Genomic DNA, 16,397 nt, shown 5'->3' with positions numbered 1-16,397 from the left:
TCCCTGGATAACATCATCAGAAGCGCATCTCCGGCACCTGAGTCGGCACTATCAGCCGACCAGCGGTTTTGGCGACAATCTCCTCCACGCTGACGCCGGGCGCACGTTCGCGCAGCACAAAGGCACCGTTTTCAATTTCCAGATAGGCCAGGTCGGTCAGAACCTTGCGAATGCAACCGGCACCGGTCAACGGCAACGTGCAGCGCGGTAACAACTTGGACTCGCCACTCTTTGACGCGTGGGTCATCACCACAATGATGTTCTCCGCACCGGCCACCAGGTCCATCGCGCCGCCCATGCCCTTCACCAACTTGCCGGGGATCATCCACGAGGCGATGTTGCCTTCAACGTCCACTTCAAAAGCGCCCAATACGGTGAGATCGACATGGCCGCCACGGATCATGGCGAACGACTGTGCCGAGTCGAAAATCGAGGCGCCGATACGGGCGGTGACCGTCTGCTTACCGGCGTTGATCATGTCGGCATCCAGCTCAGCCTCGGTCGGGAAGCCGCCCATTCCCAGCAGGCCGTTTTCGGATTGCAGCATCACGTCCATGCCCGGCGGCACATAGTTGGCCACCAGCGTCGGAATGCCGATCCCCAGATTGACGTAGTCGCCGTCACGCAGTTCTTGTGCCACGCGCTGCGCCATTTGTTCACGGGTAAGCATGGGGTTCTCCTCAGGTACGCAGAGTGCGCTGTTCAATGCGCTTTTCGAAACTGCCCTGGATCAGGCGGTCAACGTAGATGCCGGGGGTGTGGATCGCGGCCGGATCCAGCTCGCCCGGCGCGACGATCTCTTCCACCTCCACTACGGTGATTCGCCCGGCGGTGGCCATCAGCGGGTTAAAGTTCTGTGCGGTGTGGCGATAGATGACATTGCCGAAGTGATCGGCCTTCCAGCCCTTGATGATGGCGAAGTCACCGGTGATCGCCTGCTCCATGATGTAAGGGCGGCCGTTGAACTCGCGTACCTCCTTGCCTTCGGCCACCGGGGTGCCGTAGCCAGTAGCGGTGAAGAACGCCGGGATACCGGCGCCCCCGGCGCGGATTTTTTCTGCCAGAGAACCCTGCGGCGTCAGTTCCACTTCCAGTTCACCGCTGATCGCCTGCTGCTCGAACAGCGCGTTCTCACCAACGTAGGAGGCCACCACCTTGCGGATCTGCCGGTTTTCCAGCAGCAGGCCGAGGCCAAAGCCGTCGACGCCGCAGTTGTTTGATACCACCGTCAGGCCGGTTACTCCCAAGCGACGGATCTCATTAATCAGGTTTTCCGGGATGCCGCACAGGCCGAAACCGCCCGCCAACACCGTCATATTGTCCGTCAGGCCTGCCAGCGCTTCCTGGTAGCTTGCGACGCGTTTATCGAGCCCTGCCATTGGCTGCCTCTGAGTATTCTGTGGCCGTGGGCGGCATGCCCCTGCCTGTGCAAAGGCATCATCAGGTCACAAAAATGATTTGTTAATTTTGTTTTTGTGCCCCATTGATTTAAAATTTTTATTAATAAATTGTTAACTACTGTTTTCAAAAGAGTTAAATAATTCAAAAATGAAAATGAGCATCAAACAGTTACGCGCGTTTTTAGCGGTAGCTCACACTCTTAACTTCGCCCAGGCGAGCGAACGGCTGAATATTTCGCAGCCGGCGCTGAGTCTCGCCATTCGCGGACTGGAAGAGGTGTTGGGGGGACAGTTGCTGCTGCGTACCACACGGCGTGTGGCGCTGACGCCGGAAGGGGAAAGCTTCTTCCCGATGGCGCGCCAACTGTTGGCGGACTGGGACAATGCGGAAGAGGCGATGCGTCAGCGCTTTACCCTGCAACTGGGCAAAGTGGCGATCGCTGCCATGCCTTCGTTCGCCGCCAACCCGCTGCCGCCGATCCTGAAAGTGTTTCGCGATCACTACGCCGGGATCAACGTGGCGGTACACGACGTGATTAACGAGCAGGTGTTCGAGATGATCCGCGAAGGCCGGGTGGAAATGGGCATTGCCTTCGAACCAGAGCCCAGCGATACCCTGCACTTCACCCCGTTGTGTAACGATCGCTTTGTGGCGGTGGTGCCAAAGCATTCACCGCTGGCGAGCCGGGCGCAGGTGAGCTGGAAAGAGTTGCTGACGCTGGACTTTATTACCCTGCAGCGCCCTTCTGCGGTGCGTCTGTTGCTGGAACAAACGCTGGCCAAAAGCGGCAGAACGCTGGAGGTGGCGTTTGAAAGCCACCAGTTGGTGACGGTCGGCCGCATGGTGGCTAACGGACTGGGCGCCAGCGCGGTACCGGCGTTGTGTGAACAACAGATGGGCGAGTTAGGTGCAACCTGCGTGCCGTTATTCGGCCCGGTGATTGAACGCCGCGTCGGACTGATCCGCCTCGCCCAGCACCGTCTGTCTTCGGCGGCCCAGGCGCTGGCCGGGGTAATTGAACGGGAAATGGCGATGAGTGGAGTTTAATATAGAGTAATTATTTTTCCTTATTAAAATTCGATAAATATAAAAGGATTGTAAAATGCAAGAAAAAAACAACTCAGATATCATGCATGAAATAAAAAGATATATGATACATATCAAACGCTTCCGTGAGTCTCTAAATATAGAAGGGGTGTGGATTTTTTTAGCCACTTTAGGATGTTGGAGCGTCACCAATAAATATATCCAACTATATGCGATGTTAACCACCGTATTCATCTTCTCATATCGATTGAAGTCAAAAGTTAAAGACATGCGGCCTTTTTCTAAAATAGAAAATGATATAACTGAAATGATAAACACATCATTTAATGAAGGAGAATTAAAATCACAACAACTAGAAGCTCTTGATATTGCTAAAAAATTTAGAATGTCATTTAAAAATGCAATAAAAACATCACCTATCTTTATAATTTGCTATATATTTTTTGGGGTGAGCCTTTTACATTTCATGGAGGTATTTTAACTCTCTTTACAGCGCCAGCCGCGCTGCGAAATTTATGAAAGCTGGCGGTTGGGTTGGCATCGGCCTCAGTGGGTTGAATACCACCAATGACGTTTATAACGCCTGCACCAGCGGCCGGGAGCAGGAATGCACCAAAATCGCGGTTAAGGGGTACAGTAATTTTGCTACGAGTAATTCAGCCGGGATTATAGGCGGAAGGTTTGGCACCGCCATAGGTATGGGTGCATGTGCAATAGTACTCGGCTCCGTAACTGCTGGTGTCGGTGCACTGGCATGTGGGGTAGCAGGTGGAGCACTCGGTTCTGCTGCCGGTAGTGCGGCTTCTGATTATTTTACTAATTACATTTTTGGTGAGTGATGAAAATAGTTGTCATCATAGGCTTTTTACTTTTACTGCTCAGTGCCCTGATTCAGTTTATTTACTATCGCCGAAACAAAGCCGAATTCAGTGAGTTTTATCAAAATTATGTGGGCAACAAGCTGCTCGTTCCCCCGTTTGTCGTCTTCGCTGACAATCTGGGTTTTATCGGTGTATCACTTAAGGCCCAGTGGTTTCTTTGGCTATTAAACAATCGGAAAATAAAAATAGACCGCAACACCTACCTGGATAGCAAGGCCTACGAATTTGTACAAACTACCGCATCGAAGAAATTACAACGCTGGATCCGTAATGACTTCAGGCTCTTAATGCTTCAGGGTACGATCTTGATTCTTATGTGTATTCTTATTTACTTTATAGATAAAACATAAAGTTAGAAATTTATAATGAAGAAATCCTCAAGTACATTTCCATTCTGACACTTTTTATCACAATGATATTCAACCACCATCGCCCAGTCAGCCCCTGCGAACTGGGCTGGCAACCGCTATCGAACGGGAAATGACCGCCAGCCAATCCTCCACACTGTGATTTTCACCCCAGCCTGCATTGAAATAACTCCCATTCTCAATAAATAATGATTACTATTCTCAAGAACAGAATCCGGTGCGCCACGACGCGACCGGCAGGACTTTACCTTCAATTCAATGTTGAGCTTTCTTGACCTCAGGGCAACGGCTCTGCGGCGACAGGCTTTTTAACTCCATGGAGAGGTTATGAACTCTGCAACAACTCGCAACCGCCGTTTCGGCACGCGCACCGCTTTCCCACTGCTGCTGCTCACTTCAATGCTGTTTTCTACCCCGCTGCTGGCCCAGGGCGAGCCAGAACTGCTGCGTAAACCGATCGCGAAAGGCGCTTATGAGATGGTCTACAGCCAGGGCGAGAACGCGCTGTATCTGGCCACTTCGCAAAGCCGCAAGCTGGATAAAGGTGGCGTAGTCTATCGTTTGGATCCGCAGACGCTGGATATCACCCAGATTATTCACAACGACATCAAACCCTTCGGCGCAGCCATTAACAGCAAAACCGACACGCTGTTCTTCGGCAACACCACCAGTAACTCGGTGACCGCCATCGATGGCAAAACCGGTGAGGTGAAAGGTCGCCTGGTGCTGGACGCGCGCAAGCGTTCGGAGACGGTAAAACCCCTGGCTCCGCGTGAGCTGGTCGCCGATGCCACCAGCGATACCCTGTATATCACCGGGCTGGGTGAGTCCAGCGTGGTTTGGGTGGTCGACGGCAAGGATCTGACCCTGCGCACCACCATCACCGAGACCGGCAAATACGGCACCGGCCTGGCACTGGACGCCGCTGCCGGCCGTCTGTATGTAACCAACGCCGACGGCGAACTGGTGACTATCGACACCAAAACCAACAAGGTCGTCAGCCGCAAGAAGCTCGATGAGTCCAAAGAGCACTTCTTCCTGAACATCAGCCTGGATCCGGCCACTCACCGCGCCTTTATCACCGACTCCAAGCAGGCGCAGGTGTTGGTTGTCGATACCCGCGACGGTAAAATTCTGAGCAAGATCGACGTGCCGGAATCGCTGGCGGTGTTGTTCAACCCGGCGCGCAATGAAGTCTACGTGACCCATCGCCAGGCGGGTGAAGTGAGCGTGATTGACGCCAAGAGCTACAAGCTGCTGCAAACCATCAAGACACCGACTCACCCGAACAGCCTGGCGCTGTCACCGGATGGCCAGACGCTGTACGTCAGCGTCAAGCAGGCCTCCAGCCGTGAGAAAGAGGCCACGGCGCCGGATGACGTGATCCGCATCGCTTTGAAATAACACCGACAGGGGCGCTATCGTCAGTTATTTTGTCCCCTCTCCCTTGGGAGAGGGTTAGGGTGAGGGGATACACATCGACACAAAGCCCCTCACCCCGGCCCTCTCCCAAGGGAGAGGGGGATGTTCACCTAAGCAGTGTTGCACATAGTTATTCAGAGCTTTGCTTCACTAACTGCCATTAAATGAGTCGACGTGCTTACCCACCAGCCCGTCGGCATCCTGGATCACCGCTTTTTTAGTGGAACGTTGGTAAAGGCACAGCTCTTTGCCCGGTTTGTTGTGCATAAACGCCTGCGGGTAACGGCCGCTAATCAGCAGCGCCGAGTAACCGACGTCGTCGCCATAATGAATAATGCTTCCGGCGGCTTTGGCACCTTTCAGTCCGCTGGCTTTCAGACAGGCCGCTTGCAGCGCTTTATCGCCACTGGCCCAGGCAGCCTCCGACGACGCCGCGACGTTGAACGCCGTGATGGCGGCGATAAATACGATTAAAGATCTGATCATCAACTTCTCTCCTGAATAACCCAATGATTCGCAGTATATGCGGCTGTTTATTATTCAGCCATCGGACGACGACGCATTATTTACAGTTTTTTTATTCCGGGCGGAAATAAAGTTACGGCGTTTTTACAGACAGTTTTTAGGGCCACGGATAACATCATTACATCGCCAATATGGCCTCACGAGACGGATGTTTCATGTATTCTAATATTATTGGCTTCAACCCAATGCTGGCGGATATTACCGCCGCGCAGCCACGTCCCTTTGGCAAGGAAGTTGAACAGTATTTACAGCGTTATCCGGATACCGAACACGTCGATATTTATCTCAACGATTTAAACGGTCAATTCCGTGGCAAACGGCTGCCGGTCGCCGAGTTGTTCGCGCTGGAAAAGGGCTGTTATTTTCCGCTGTCGATCTACGCCATGGATCTCGCAGGCCAGGTCATTGAAGAAAGCGGGTTGGGCCAGCAGGCCGGGGAGCCGGACAGGTTGTGCCTGCCGGTACCGGGCACATTGCGCCCCTGCGCCCGTGACCCACAGCACCACGCGCAATTGCTGCTGACGATGAAAAATGCCGAAGGTGAGGTTTGCGAACTGGAACCGCGCGTGGTGCTGCAACAGATTCTCAAACGCCTGCAGGCCAAAGGCTACTACCCGGTGATCGCGGCAGAACTGGAGTTTTATCTGCATGACCCGCAGCAACAGCCCGCCGTTGCCGGCCAGTGCCCGACGCAAAGTTTTTCTGTCGATGCCCCGGAACGCCACCACGCCCTGCTCAACGACATCGAGCATCAGGCCAGACTGCAGGCGCTGCCGCTCACCGGCGTGGTGGCCGAAGCGGCCTCCGGTCAGTACGAACTGAACCTGCACCACAGTGCCCGGGTGCTGGAAGCCTGCGACCAGGTGCTGGCCCTGAAACGGCTAACACGCCAGATAGCGGAGAAACACCACCAGCACGCCTGCTTTATGGCCAAACCCTGCGCGCAATCCGCCGGCAGCGGTTTGCACTTTCATATCAGCCTGCAGGATGAACAGGGCAACAACCTGCTGACCGGCGCTCCGGGCGAACTAAGCGACAACATGCAACAGGCGATGGCCGGAATGCTGGCATTGATGCCAGCCTCGATGGCCATCCTGGCACCGAATGTCAACGCCTTCCGCCGTTTTCGCCCAGGCATGCATGTGCCGCTGCGTGCCTCCTGGGGGCACAATAACCGCACCGTCGCACTACGCCTGCCCTGTGCCGACAGCGCTAACCAGCGTATCGAATACCGGCTGGCCGGTGCCGACGCCAATCCTTATCTGGCGGTGGCGATAATACTCGGCGGCCTATTACACGGGATGGAGCAGCCCCTGCCGTTGCCCCCGAGCACCAACGGCTATGAAAACGACAGCGCCGCACCACTGCCACTCAACCAGCGGGAGGCACTTACGCTGTTTCGCCGCTGTCAGCCGCTGCGCGAGCTGCTTGGCCCGGCCTTTTGCACCCTGTGGTACACCTGCAAAACCGCCGAACTGCGCCGCTTTGAAGGGCAGGTCACCGCCGCGGAAGTCAGTTGGATGCTTTAACCCGCCGGGTTCTGCATTCATCGGGCGAATATATTCGCCCCATAATTGAACAAGGAACAAAACATGTCTCGTTTGGTTTTGATCTCGAATAAACAGTGTGACAGCAAAGACCTGGCCTGCGCCACGCAGGCGCTATCCTCCGTTGACGCCAGCGATGATGAGCAAGGCCTGTGGCTGGGCTGGAACGGCGACGTGCAGAACTTTGGCGCCGCGCCGCTGCGCCCGGTCAGCCATCAGCACCGCAGCGGCTATCAGCAAGTGACCTTTCCGCTGTCGACCGAAGAGTTTCACTTCCACTATCAGGGTTACTATCACGATGGCCTGTGGCCGGTGTTCCATAACCACCCGGAGAAGGCGCATTTCACGCCCGAGAACTACCGCGCTTACCGCCAGCTCAACCAGCACTTCGCCGATATCGCCTGCGAGTATGTGTGCCCGAACGACATCATCTGCATTGATGATTATCAGCTGCTGCCCTGCGGCCAGGCGCTGAAGGAACAGGGGCTGTTGAACCCCTGCGCGTTTTTCTTCCATTTGCCGTTCCCGTCGGCGGCGCTGCTCAGGCAGATCCCCGAGCACCAGGGGTTAATCGAGTCGCTATTTTTTTATGATCTGATCGGCTTTCAGTCGCTGGACGATCGCAACAACTTCCTCAATTATCTGGCCAATGAATACCCGGTCGAGATGCTGCCCGACGATCGGCTGCAGGTTAACGGCCATATCTTTGCCACCGGCATCTTCCCGGCCGGGATCAACGCCCGCAACATCTACTGACCCACCGCCCGGTTGGCGTTGCCGCACAGCGCCCAACCGCTCACCCCGGGATTTTGACCGCTTAGCTCCCCTATAGCACCGCTGACTGAAATTCAGATGTCTTCCCCTGCCCCGACCCGCAATGATGAGCTGTTCCTATACCTATACCCGACCGTTATCCGCACCCGGGCCACGCGCCTGAAACATCTTATAAGCGGATTAACTCACTCATTTTGCACATTTGAACTAAGGACATCTCAATGAACCGAGAGGGGATTTTAAAACACATACCCTGGATGCTGCTGGGGATACTCGGCGCTTCCTGCCTGGGTGTGGTGGCGCTGCGTCGGGGCGAACACATCAGCGCACTGTGGATCATCGTCGCCTCGGTGGCGGTGTATCTGGTGGCGTACCGTTATTACAGCCTGTACATCGCCACCAAGGTGATGAAACTGGACGCCTTCCGCGCCACCCCGGCGGTGGTCAACAACGACGGCCTGAACTATGTGCCGACCAACAAGTACGTGCTGTTCGGCCACCACTTCGCCGCCATTGCCGGCGCAGGCCCGCTGGTCGGCCCGGTGCTGGCAGCGCAGGTCGGCTATTTGCCCGGCACGCTGTGGCTGTTGGGCGGCGTGGTGCTGGCGGGGGCGGTGCAGGACTTTTTAGTACTGTTCATCTCCTCACGCCGCAACGGTGCTTCGCTCGGTGAGATCATCAAAAAGGAAATGGGGCCGATACCGGGCACCATCGCGCTGTTTGGCTGCTTCCTGATTATGATCATTATTCTGGCGGTGCTGGCACTGATCGTGGTGAAAGCGCTGGCGGAAAGCCCGTGGGGCGTGTTCACCGTTTGTTCCACCGTGCCGATTGCCCTGTTTATGGGTATCTACATGCGCTTCCTGCGCCCCGGCCGGGTCGGTGAGATCTCGCTGATTGGCATCGTGCTGCTGGTGCTCTCGATCTGGTTCGGCGGCGTGATCGCCCACGACCCGTTCTGGGGCCCGGCGCTGACCTTTAAAGACACCACCATCACCTATACGCTGATTGGCTATGCGTTTATCTCCGCGCTGCTGCCGGTGTGGCTGATCCTGGCGCCGCGCGACTATCTGGCGACCTTCCTGAAAATCGGCGTGATCGTCGGGCTGGCGATTGGCATCGTGATCCTCAACCCTGAGCTGAAAATGCCGGCGATGACCCAGTTTATCGACGGCACCGGCCCGGTGTGGAAAGGCTCGGTGTTCCCGTTCCTGTTCATTACCATCGCCTGTGGAGCGGTCTCCGGCTTCCATGCGCTGATCGCATCTGGCACCACGCCGAAGCTGTTGGCCAATGAAAAAGACGCGCGCTTTATCGGTTACGGTGCGATGCTGATGGAGTCCTTCGTCGCCATCATGGCGCTGGTCGCGGCTTCCATCATCGAACCGGGCCTGTACTTCGCCATGAACACCCCACCGGCGGCCCTGGGCATCACCATGCCGGACCTGCACCGTTTGGGCACCGAAGACGCCCCGATGATCATGGCCTCTCTGCGTGATGTTACGGCCCATGCGGCGGCGACCGTCAGTTCCTGGGGCTTTGTCATCAGCCCGGAACAGATCCTGCAGACCGCCAAAGACATCGGTGAACCTTCAGTGCTGAACCGCGCCGGTGGCGCACCAACCCTGGCGGTGGGTATCGCCCACGTATTCCACCAGATCATTCCTGGCGCCAATATGGGCTTCTGGTACCACTTCGGCATTCTGTTTGAAGCGATGTTCATCCTGACCGCACTGGACGCCGGCACCCGTTCCGGCCGCTTTATGCTGCAGGACCTGTTGGGTAACTTTGTGCCGTTCCTGAAAAAAACCGACTCGCTGGTGGCCGGTATTGTCGGCACCGCCGGTTGTGTGGGTCTGTGGGGCTACCTGCTGTATCAGGGGGTGGTCGATCCGCTTGGCGGCGTGAAGAGCCTGTGGCCGCTGTTCGGCATCTCCAACCAGATGCTGGCCGCCGTGGCGTTGGTGCTGGGGACCGTGGTGCTGATTAAGATGAAGCGCACCAAATACATTTGGGTCACCGTGGTACCGGCCGTCTGGCTGCTGATTTGTACCACCTACGCCCTGGGCCTGAAACTGTTTAGCAACAACCCGCAGCTGGAAGGCTTCTTCTTCCAGGCCGGCGAGTACAAACGAAAAATTGCCGAAGGCGGCGCTGAGCTGACCACCCAGCAGGTCGCCAACATGAACCATATCGTGGTGAACAACTACACCAACGCCGGGCTGAGTATTCTGTTCCTGCTGGTGGTGTACAGCATCATCTTCTATGGGGTGAAAACCGCCATGGCGGCGCACAAAAACCCGAACCGCAGCGATCAGGAAACGCCTTACGTGCCGGTGCCTGAAGAAGCGCCATCCAATGGCGTAACTGAGGGGGACGTCAAAGTTTCACCGCAGCACTGATGGTGATTTAACGGATACCCTGCATAATGAAATCTATTATGCAGGGTCATTTTTTGGGAGAAGGCTATGTTCGGTAATCTCGGCCAGGCGGGTAAATATCTCGGGCAGGCGGCGCGCATGTTGGTCGGCGTGCCTGACTACGATACCTACGTCCAGCATATGAAAGACAACCATCCGGACAAGCCGGTGATGACCTATAAAGAGTTTTTCCGCGAACGCCAGCAAGCCCGCTACGGTGGGGACGGCAAAGGCGGCATGCGCTGTTGTTAACAAGGACCTGTAATGAAACCCATCGCAGTCACCATTCTGACCGGCTTTTTGGGCGCCGGTAAAACCACCCTGCTCCGCCATATTCTCAACGCCGAACACGGCTACAAGATTGCCGTGATTGAAAACGAATTCGGCGAAGTGCCGATCGACAACGCGCTGATTGGCGATCGCGCCAGCCGCATCACCACCCTGAGCAACGGCTGCATCTGCTGCAGTAAATCCAACGAGCTGGCTGACGCGCTGCTGGACTTGCTGGACGGTGTCGATCAGGGCCAACTGGAGTTCGACCGGCTGATCATCGAATGCACCGGCATGGCCGATCCCGGCCCGATCACCCAGACCTTTTTCTCGCACGAGATCCTCTGCGAACGCTTCCTGCTGGACGGCATCATTACCCTGGTGGACGCCGCACATGCCGATCAACAACTCAACCAGTTCAGCATCGCGCAGGCGCAGGTGGGCTACGCCGACCGTATTCTGCTGACCAAAACCGACGTGGCGCCGGACTGTGAAGCACTGACCCAACGGCTGCAACAGATGAACGCCCGCGCCCCGGTTTATAAAGTGACGCACGGCGATATCGATCTGGGCGTGCTGTTCGACATCGAAGGCTTTGTGCTGAACGACAAGCTGAACCTGACGCCGCCAACTCCCCTGTTTCGCCGCATTCCGCAGGCGCAAAACAACATTCAGTCGATTGTGGTGTACCACGACCAACCGCTGGAGCTGATGCAGGTTTCAGAAGTGATGGAAGGCCTGCTGCTGGAATACGCCGACAGCCTGCTGCGTTATAAGGGGATTTTGTCGATCAAAGACGAGTCGCGCCGCCTGCTGTTCCAGGGCGTGCAACGGCTGTATAACGCCGACTGGGATCGCGAGTGGCTACCCGACGAGGAACGCCGCAGCACGCTGGTGTTTATTGGCGTGGACTTACCGGAAGAGACGATCCGGGAGCGGTTTGCCGGGTTGGGTTGAGATAGCGACGGTGCGTTCACCGCGCACCAAGGTCAGCGCCAGCAGCAGCGCGCAGGCGCTACTCGTCATCAGCACGATGCCCGGCCGCTGCGCCAACCCGGCCAGCACCAGCCCCGCCGCCAGCATCAGGTAGTACATCAGGCCAAGGATTGCGCCCGCGGTGCCCATGCAATCCTTATAATTTCGTAGCGCCCGCGCCAGAATATTTGGGATCGCGATGCCGTAGGCCATCACCACCAGCATCATCGGCAGCACGAACCACAGCTTATCTTCCAACAGGAACACCAGGCCGCCGCCGATCAACGCCAATACGCAGGCCAGCATCAGCAGTGGCGTAAACAGCCACTGTTTGGCGATGAGAAACTTGTTGATTGCCGCGCCGATCCCGACGCCGGCGGCCAGCACCAAACCGGTATAGCCAAACCACTGCTGCGGAAGGCCCAGCGCTTCAAACCGAAACGGTGCCAGCTGGTAATAGCTGAACATGCAGACGTTGAACAGGGCCACCAGCCATGCGCTGCGCCAGATATCGCCGTCTTTCACCATTCTGCCAAACGTGCCGAAGAAGGAGCTTTTCACCACCTGCGCCGGACGCGTTTCCGGCAACTGCCATGCGGCATAGGCCAGCAGCAAGGCGGCCAACGCCGCCAGCCCGGCAAACACCCCCTGATAACCCCAGTAATGGGTTAACAGGGCGCCGCTCAGCACCCCCACCGCAGGGCTGAGCGCCATCGCAATCCCCATCACGGAAAACACCCGCGCCAGCTCATAACCGTCGAACCGATCGCGAATGGCAGTCTGGGTGCCTACGGACCCCACCGCTGCACCAAACGCCGCCAGTACCCTGGCCGCCAACAGCAGGGTAAAGCCGGTGCTGAAGATGGCGATGATCGACGCCAGCAGATACAGCGCCAAACCGGCCAAAATGGTGGGGCGCCGGCCGATCACGTCACACAAACGGCCCCAGATGACAACCCCGAAAGCAAAAGCGAAAAAGTAACAGGACAGGGTTTGCGCCGCGACCTCCGCGCTGACGTGAAAACCGTCGGCAATGTGCGTGAGCGCCGGGCTATAGATCGTTTCCACAATTTGGGGAAACATCATCATCAGTGTCGCCAGGGTAAGGGTCAGTCTGCGTTGCATGGTACATCCCGTATCCATAAAGAAAGTAGGCCACAAAGTAGCACCTTCCCCACCCTGGCCATTACAATATAAAAGACAAAAAACTTATAGAATCGGACAGACTTATGGCATGGCTCAGCGCACAGGACGAATTTGATCCCGATGCTATCAACAATAGCGTGTTAGGCATTGCGGCCGAGCTGGCGCAACATGATTCCGGGCCGCACTGGCACAACATGGGGCAGTTGCTGTTCAGCCAACGGGGCTGTATGCGCATCACGCTCAATGAAAGCATTTGCCTCCTGCCGCCGGCGCGCATTGCCTGGATCCCACCGTTGGTGGTGCACCGTGTTCAGGTTACCGGCGTGGCGGGTTATCGCTCGGTTTATCTCGACAACCACCGCTACCCCGGCCTTTCGCCCCATCTGGAAGTGCTGTCGGCCTCTTCTTTGCTGCGGGAAGTGCTGGAGCGGATCGCCCTCGCCGACTTTACCACCCAGTGGGAAAGCGGCCCCAGCGCCAATATTCTTGCCGTATGCCTGGACGAAATACGGCATGCACAGCGCGAACTGACCTTATTGCCGCTGCCCAAGGACCGCCGCTTACGGCAGTTGGCCGGCATGGAGGAAGTACCGCCGCTCAATGAGCTGGCGCGCTACAGCGGCGCTTCGGAGAAAACCATCAGCCGTATCTTTCGTAAGGAGACCGGATTGAGCTACCAGCAGTGGCGCCAGCAATGGCGTTTGATCAAAGCCATTGAGCTGCTGGCGGAGGGATACGGCCTGTCAGATATCGCCGGCAAGCTTGAATTCTCCAGCGACAGCGCCTTCTCAACCTTCTTTAAAAATATGACCGGCAGTTCGCCGCGCGCCTATATGCTGATCCGCCGTTAACCGCGCGCCTTATCTGCCAACCAATAAGGCCCCGCCGCCACCGAATCTCGCAGCATCAGGCTGGCCGGGAAGCTGGGGCGCTTGCTCAGTTCGCCGCCGTCCAGCATCGACACCAGCCGATGGATAGTTTCCTTAATCATTTCGGACACCGGCATTTTCATGCTGGAGAGTGAGGGAATGGTATAAGGGGCCAGTGGAATATCATCGAAACCTATCACCGACACGGCGGACGGCACCGGGATTTGGCATTCCGTCAGCCGCTTGATGGCGCCGATGGCCATCTCGTCGTTGCTGGCAACAATCGCGCTAAAGGTGTGGCCGCCGGCCAACAGCTTATCGACCGCCGCCATGCCGCTTTGCGCGTTCCACTTCCCTTCGACAATCAGCGCGTCTTTTACGCCAATATCATGTTCCGCCAGCGCAGATTTGTAGCCTGAGAGCCGCTCCAGCCCGGTAGGGGAATCCAGCGAGCCGGTGATAAAAGCGATATCGCGATGCCCCCGCTCGATCAGCTGCTGCACCGCCGTCGCGCTGGCAGCGTGTTGATCGCTAAAAATACAGTAGCTGTCGTTCAGCCTGAGCCGACGGTTGATGACCAGGATCGGCTGCTTGTGCCGGGAGATGATCTCGTCCATTTCGCTAATCGACAGAAAACGCGGGTAGATGATCACGCCGTCGCAGCGCATATCCAGCAGGTATTCAATGGCGGCTTTTTCTTCTGCGGCGGTGTGCTTGCCGTCCGCCAAAATCAACTGGCGGCCGTGCTCTTCCATGATGCGCGCCGACTGAAACATCAGCTCGCTGAAGTAGTTACCGCTGTACAGCGTGTTGGTCACCACCAGCCCGATGGTCTGGGTGGTTTTGGTCGCCAGATTGCGCGCCAGCAGATTGGGCCGGTAACCCGTTTCGGCGATGGCTTTGTCCACCCGTTCACGCTTCTCCGGGCTGACGTAGCCGCTGCCGGACAACACGCGGGACACCGTCGCTTTCGACACGCCCGCCCTGTTCGCTACCTCAAGTATTGTTGCCATCTCTGCGCCGTCAAAGTCGATTGAGTCAGCGCAGTCTACCCAAGACGCCCCCGGTTTGGAATGTTTTCACGCCCGCTTCCGTCGCCACCCTTGAACCAAAAGTGACCACCATCACGAAACAAAAAACCAAAAAATCATAATTCTTGCCACCAAACAAATATCACATCATGATTTTGTGAAACCGGTTTCTTATGGGCGTTTCATTCAGATGGAACGGCGGATCGCCCAGGCAATAAAAGTTCGCCTTTGGGCAATCCGAATTCCTATCTAAAGAGACGATAATTCCATGCCGAAGAATTACGCAGAGATCTCACCCGCTATCGTGAAGGCGCTGGGTGGCCTCACCAATATTGAAGCCGTGACCCACTGCATGACCCGCCTGCGGTTCGTGGTGAAAGACAAGGCGCTGGTCGACACCCCGGCGCTGAAAGCCATTAATGGCGTATTGGGCGTGGTGCACAGCGGTGAGCAATGCCAGGTGATCATCGGCAATGAAGTGTCGAAGGCTTATCAGGCGGTGCTGGCGCTCGGCATGCCGGGTAACACCCCCACCGCCACTCCGGCAAAACGCAAAATCACCCTGAAAGGCATTGGTGCCGGCATTCTCGACGCCCTGATCGGCACCATGTCGCCGTTGATCCCGGCCATCATCGGCGGTTCGATGGTGAAACTGCTGGCGATGATCCTGGATATGTTCGGCGTGTTCGAAAAAGGCTCGTCGACCCTGGTGATACTGAACGTGATTGGCGACGGCGCGTTCTTCTTCCTGCCGGTGATGGTGGCCGCCTCTGCGGCGCTAAAATTCAAAACCAACATGTCACTGGCAATCGCCATTGCCGGGGTGCTGCTGCACCCTAACTTTATCGACCTGATGGCCAAGGCGGCGCAGGGCCAGGCGGTGGAGTTCGCCTACATCCCGGTGACGGCGGTGAAATACACCTACACGGTGATCCCCGCGCTGGTGATGACCTGGATATTGTCGTACATCGAGCGCTGGGTTGACCGCATCACACCGGCGGTGACCAAGAACTTCCTTAAGCCGATGCTGATTGTGCTGGTTGCCGCGCCGATCGCGATTGTGTTTATCGGCCCGGTCGGCATCTGGATCGGCAGCGGGATTTCGGCGCTGGTGTACACCGTGCATGGCTACCTGGGCTGGCTTTCCGTCGCCATTATGGGGGCCATTTGGCCGCTGCTGGTGATGACCGGCATGCACCGCGTATTCACGCCAACCATCATTCAGACCATCGCCGAAACCGGCAAAGAGGGCATGGTGATGCCTTCGGAGATTGGTGCCAACCTGTCGCTCGGCGGCTCTTCGCTGGCCGTGGCGTTCAAAACCAAAAACCGCGAACTGCGCCAGACCGCCTTGGCCGCCGCCGCTTCCGCCATTGTCGCGGGCATTTCCGAACCGGCACTGTACGGCGTGGCAGTGCGGCTCAAACGCCCGTTGATCGCCAGTTTGATCAGCGGTTTTATCTGCGGTGCCGTCGCCGGTATCGGCGGGTTAGCCAGCCATTCGATGGCTTCGCCCGGCCTGTTCACCAGCGTGCAGTTCTTCGACCCGACCAACCCGATGAGCATTGTCTGGGTCGGCGGCGTGATGGTGCTCGCCGTGGTGCTGTCGTTCGTGCTCACGCTGCTTTTGGGCTTTGAAGACATCCCGGAAAGCGAAGAGGCTCAAACCGCGCCCCCGGCCCCGGCGACGAATACCGTTAACGCCGCGAATACCCAATGAA

General features: G+C 56.9%; 16 protein-coding genes. 11 read left to right on the top strand and 5 right to left on the bottom strand.

Annotated features, from left to right (window positions below; translation table 11 throughout):
* Positions 1-16: 16 nt before the first annotated feature.
* Entirely contained in the window at positions 17-670 is a 654-nt protein-coding gene (locus tag M2406_RS11330) for a CoA transferase subunit B (protein WP_012005046.1), read from the bottom strand.
* Positions 671-680: 10 nt separating this feature from the next.
* Positions 681-1,379: a CoA transferase subunit A gene (locus M2406_RS11325; protein ID WP_012005045.1), complete on the bottom strand. Its 699-nt coding sequence runs from the start codon at positions 1,377-1,379 to the stop codon at positions 681-683.
* A 169-nt stretch (positions 1,380-1,548) separates the two neighbouring features.
* On the opposite strand from M2406_RS11325, the gene M2406_RS11320 reads away from it, so the two are divergent.
* The 4 genes from M2406_RS11320 (at position 1,549) to M2406_RS11305 (ending at position 5,101) form a co-directional block, all read left to right on the top strand.
* Positions 1,549-2,448: a LysR family transcriptional regulator gene (locus tag M2406_RS11320; RefSeq protein ID WP_041418456.1), complete on the top strand. Its 900-nt coding sequence runs from the start codon at positions 1,549-1,551 to the stop codon at positions 2,446-2,448.
* A gap of 55 nt (positions 2,449-2,503) precedes the next feature.
* Complete coding sequence (locus M2406_RS11315) at positions 2,504-2,929, top strand: hypothetical protein (RefSeq protein WP_259190054.1); 426 nt, start codon at positions 2,504-2,506, stop codon at positions 2,927-2,929.
* Between the two features lie 357 nt (positions 2,930-3,286).
* Complete coding sequence (locus M2406_RS11310) at positions 3,287-3,679, top strand: hypothetical protein (RefSeq protein WP_259190053.1); 393 nt, start codon at positions 3,287-3,289, stop codon at positions 3,677-3,679.
* Between the two features lie 345 nt (positions 3,680-4,024).
* Positions 4,025-5,101, top strand: a complete 1,077-nt coding sequence (locus tag M2406_RS11305; protein ID WP_405050622.1) for a YncE family protein — start codon at positions 4,025-4,027, stop codon at positions 5,099-5,101.
* 168 nt (positions 5,102-5,269) lie between these two features.
* Here the strand turns inward: M2406_RS11305 and M2406_RS11300 are convergent, their stop codons facing one another.
* On the bottom strand, positions 5,270-5,605 hold the full coding sequence (locus M2406_RS11300; RefSeq protein WP_259190052.1) for a hypothetical protein: 336 nt from the start codon (positions 5,603-5,605) through the stop codon (positions 5,270-5,272).
* A 194-nt stretch (positions 5,606-5,799) separates the two neighbouring features.
* On the opposite strand from M2406_RS11300, the gene M2406_RS11295 reads away from it, so the two are divergent.
* From M2406_RS11295 to yjiA, 5 genes are all read left to right on the top strand, one after another.
* Positions 5,800-7,173 carry a glutamine synthetase family protein gene (locus tag M2406_RS11295; protein WP_259190051.1) on the top strand — a complete coding sequence of 458 codons (1,374 nt, stop codon included), beginning with the start codon at positions 5,800-5,802 and terminating at the stop codon, positions 7,171-7,173.
* 63 nt (positions 7,174-7,236) lie between these two features.
* Positions 7,237-7,947: a trehalose-6-phosphate synthase gene (locus M2406_RS11290; RefSeq protein WP_115183351.1), complete on the top strand. Its 711-nt coding sequence runs from the start codon at positions 7,237-7,239 to the stop codon at positions 7,945-7,947.
* Positions 7,948-8,186: 239 nt separating this feature from the next.
* Positions 8,187-10,367: a carbon starvation CstA family protein gene (locus M2406_RS11285; protein ID WP_112363083.1), complete on the top strand. Its 2,181-nt coding sequence runs from the start codon at positions 8,187-8,189 to the stop codon at positions 10,365-10,367.
* Positions 10,368-10,433: 66 nt separating this feature from the next.
* Positions 10,434-10,637 carry a YbdD/YjiX family protein gene (locus M2406_RS11280; RefSeq protein WP_004953088.1) on the top strand — a complete coding sequence of 68 codons (204 nt, stop codon included), beginning with the start codon at positions 10,434-10,436 and terminating at the stop codon, positions 10,635-10,637.
* Positions 10,638-10,649: 12 nt separating this feature from the next.
* Positions 10,650-11,612 carry a GTPase gene (gene yjiA / locus M2406_RS11275; protein WP_259190031.1) on the top strand — a complete coding sequence of 321 codons (963 nt, stop codon included), beginning with the start codon at positions 10,650-10,652 and terminating at the stop codon, positions 11,610-11,612.
* Here the strand turns inward: yjiA and M2406_RS11270 are convergent.
* Complete coding sequence (locus tag M2406_RS11270; protein WP_259190030.1) at positions 11,568-12,755, bottom strand: MFS transporter; 1,188 nt, start codon at positions 12,753-12,755, stop codon at positions 11,568-11,570. The genes yjiA and M2406_RS11270 overlap by 45 nt on opposite strands.
* A gap of 104 nt (positions 12,756-12,859) precedes the next feature.
* Between M2406_RS11270 and M2406_RS11265 the strand changes: the two genes are divergently transcribed.
* Positions 12,860-13,627: a helix-turn-helix domain-containing protein gene (locus tag M2406_RS11265; protein WP_012005034.1), complete on the top strand. Its 768-nt coding sequence runs from the start codon at positions 12,860-12,862 to the stop codon at positions 13,625-13,627.
* Here M2406_RS11265 and M2406_RS11260 read toward each other — a convergent pair.
* Complete coding sequence (locus tag M2406_RS11260) at positions 13,624-14,658, bottom strand: LacI family DNA-binding transcriptional regulator (RefSeq protein ID WP_259190029.1); 1,035 nt, start codon at positions 14,656-14,658, stop codon at positions 13,624-13,626. The two genes, M2406_RS11265 and M2406_RS11260, sit on opposite strands and share 4 nt — an antisense overlap.
* Before the next feature lie 286 nt (positions 14,659-14,944).
* Here M2406_RS11260 and ascF point away from each other — a divergent pair, with 286 nt between their 5' ends.
* Entirely contained in the window at positions 14,945-16,396 is a 1,452-nt protein-coding gene (gene ascF, locus M2406_RS11255) for a PTS cellobiose/arbutin/salicin transporter subunit IIBC (protein ID WP_259190028.1), read from the top strand.
* The last annotated feature ends 1 nt before the right edge of the window (position 16,397 follow it).

The sequence above is a fragment of the Serratia sp. BIGb0163 genome (assembly GCF_024809935.1).
GTDB lineage: Bacteria > Pseudomonadota > Gammaproteobacteria > Enterobacterales > Enterobacteriaceae > Serratia > Serratia quinivorans.
Note: the sequence above shows the minus strand (reverse complement) of the source record. Positions and strands in the feature narration are given on the sequence as shown.

What these genes read in the sequence shown, in the direction of transcription:
- M2406_RS11300 (WP_259190052.1), bottom strand. Translation starts at nt 5,605, where the DNA reads ATGATCAGATCTTTAATCGTATTTATCGCCGCCATCACGGCGTTCAAC.
- M2406_RS11315 (WP_259190054.1), top strand. Translation starts at nt 2,504, where the DNA reads ATGCAAGAAAAAAACAACTCAGATATCATGCATGAAATAAAAAGATAT.
- M2406_RS11320 (WP_041418456.1), top strand. Translation starts at nt 1,549, where the DNA reads ATGAAAATGAGCATCAAACAGTTACGCGCGTTTTTAGCGGTAGCTCAC.
- M2406_RS11270 (WP_259190030.1), bottom strand. Translation starts at nt 12,755, where the DNA reads ATGCAACGCAGACTGACCCTTACCCTGGCGACACTGATGATGATGTTT.
- M2406_RS11330 (WP_012005046.1), bottom strand. Translation starts at nt 670, where the DNA reads ATGCTTACCCGTGAACAAATGGCGCAGCGCGTGGCACAAGAACTGCGT.
- ascF (WP_259190028.1), top strand. Translation starts at nt 14,945, where the DNA reads ATGCCGAAGAATTACGCAGAGATCTCACCCGCTATCGTGAAGGCGCTG.
- yjiA (WP_259190031.1), top strand. Translation starts at nt 10,650, where the DNA reads ATGAAACCCATCGCAGTCACCATTCTGACCGGCTTTTTGGGCGCCGGT.
- M2406_RS11260 (WP_259190029.1), bottom strand. Translation starts at nt 14,658, where the DNA reads ATGGCAACAATACTTGAGGTAGCGAACAGGGCGGGCGTGTCGAAAGCG.
- M2406_RS11295 (WP_259190051.1), top strand. Translation starts at nt 5,800, where the DNA reads ATGTATTCTAATATTATTGGCTTCAACCCAATGCTGGCGGATATTACC.
- M2406_RS11310 (WP_259190053.1), top strand. Translation starts at nt 3,287, where the DNA reads ATGAAAATAGTTGTCATCATAGGCTTTTTACTTTTACTGCTCAGTGCC.
- M2406_RS11280 (WP_004953088.1), top strand. Translation starts at nt 10,434, where the DNA reads ATGTTCGGTAATCTCGGCCAGGCGGGTAAATATCTCGGGCAGGCGGCG.
- M2406_RS11290 (WP_115183351.1), top strand. Translation starts at nt 7,237, where the DNA reads ATGTCTCGTTTGGTTTTGATCTCGAATAAACAGTGTGACAGCAAAGAC.
- M2406_RS11325 (WP_012005045.1), bottom strand. Translation starts at nt 1,379, where the DNA reads ATGGCAGGGCTCGATAAACGCGTCGCAAGCTACCAGGAAGCGCTGGCA.
- M2406_RS11305 (WP_405050622.1), top strand. Translation starts at nt 4,025, where the DNA reads ATGAACTCTGCAACAACTCGCAACCGCCGTTTCGGCACGCGCACCGCT.
- M2406_RS11285 (WP_112363083.1), top strand. Translation starts at nt 8,187, where the DNA reads ATGAACCGAGAGGGGATTTTAAAACACATACCCTGGATGCTGCTGGGG.
- M2406_RS11265 (WP_012005034.1), top strand. Translation starts at nt 12,860, where the DNA reads ATGGCATGGCTCAGCGCACAGGACGAATTTGATCCCGATGCTATCAAC.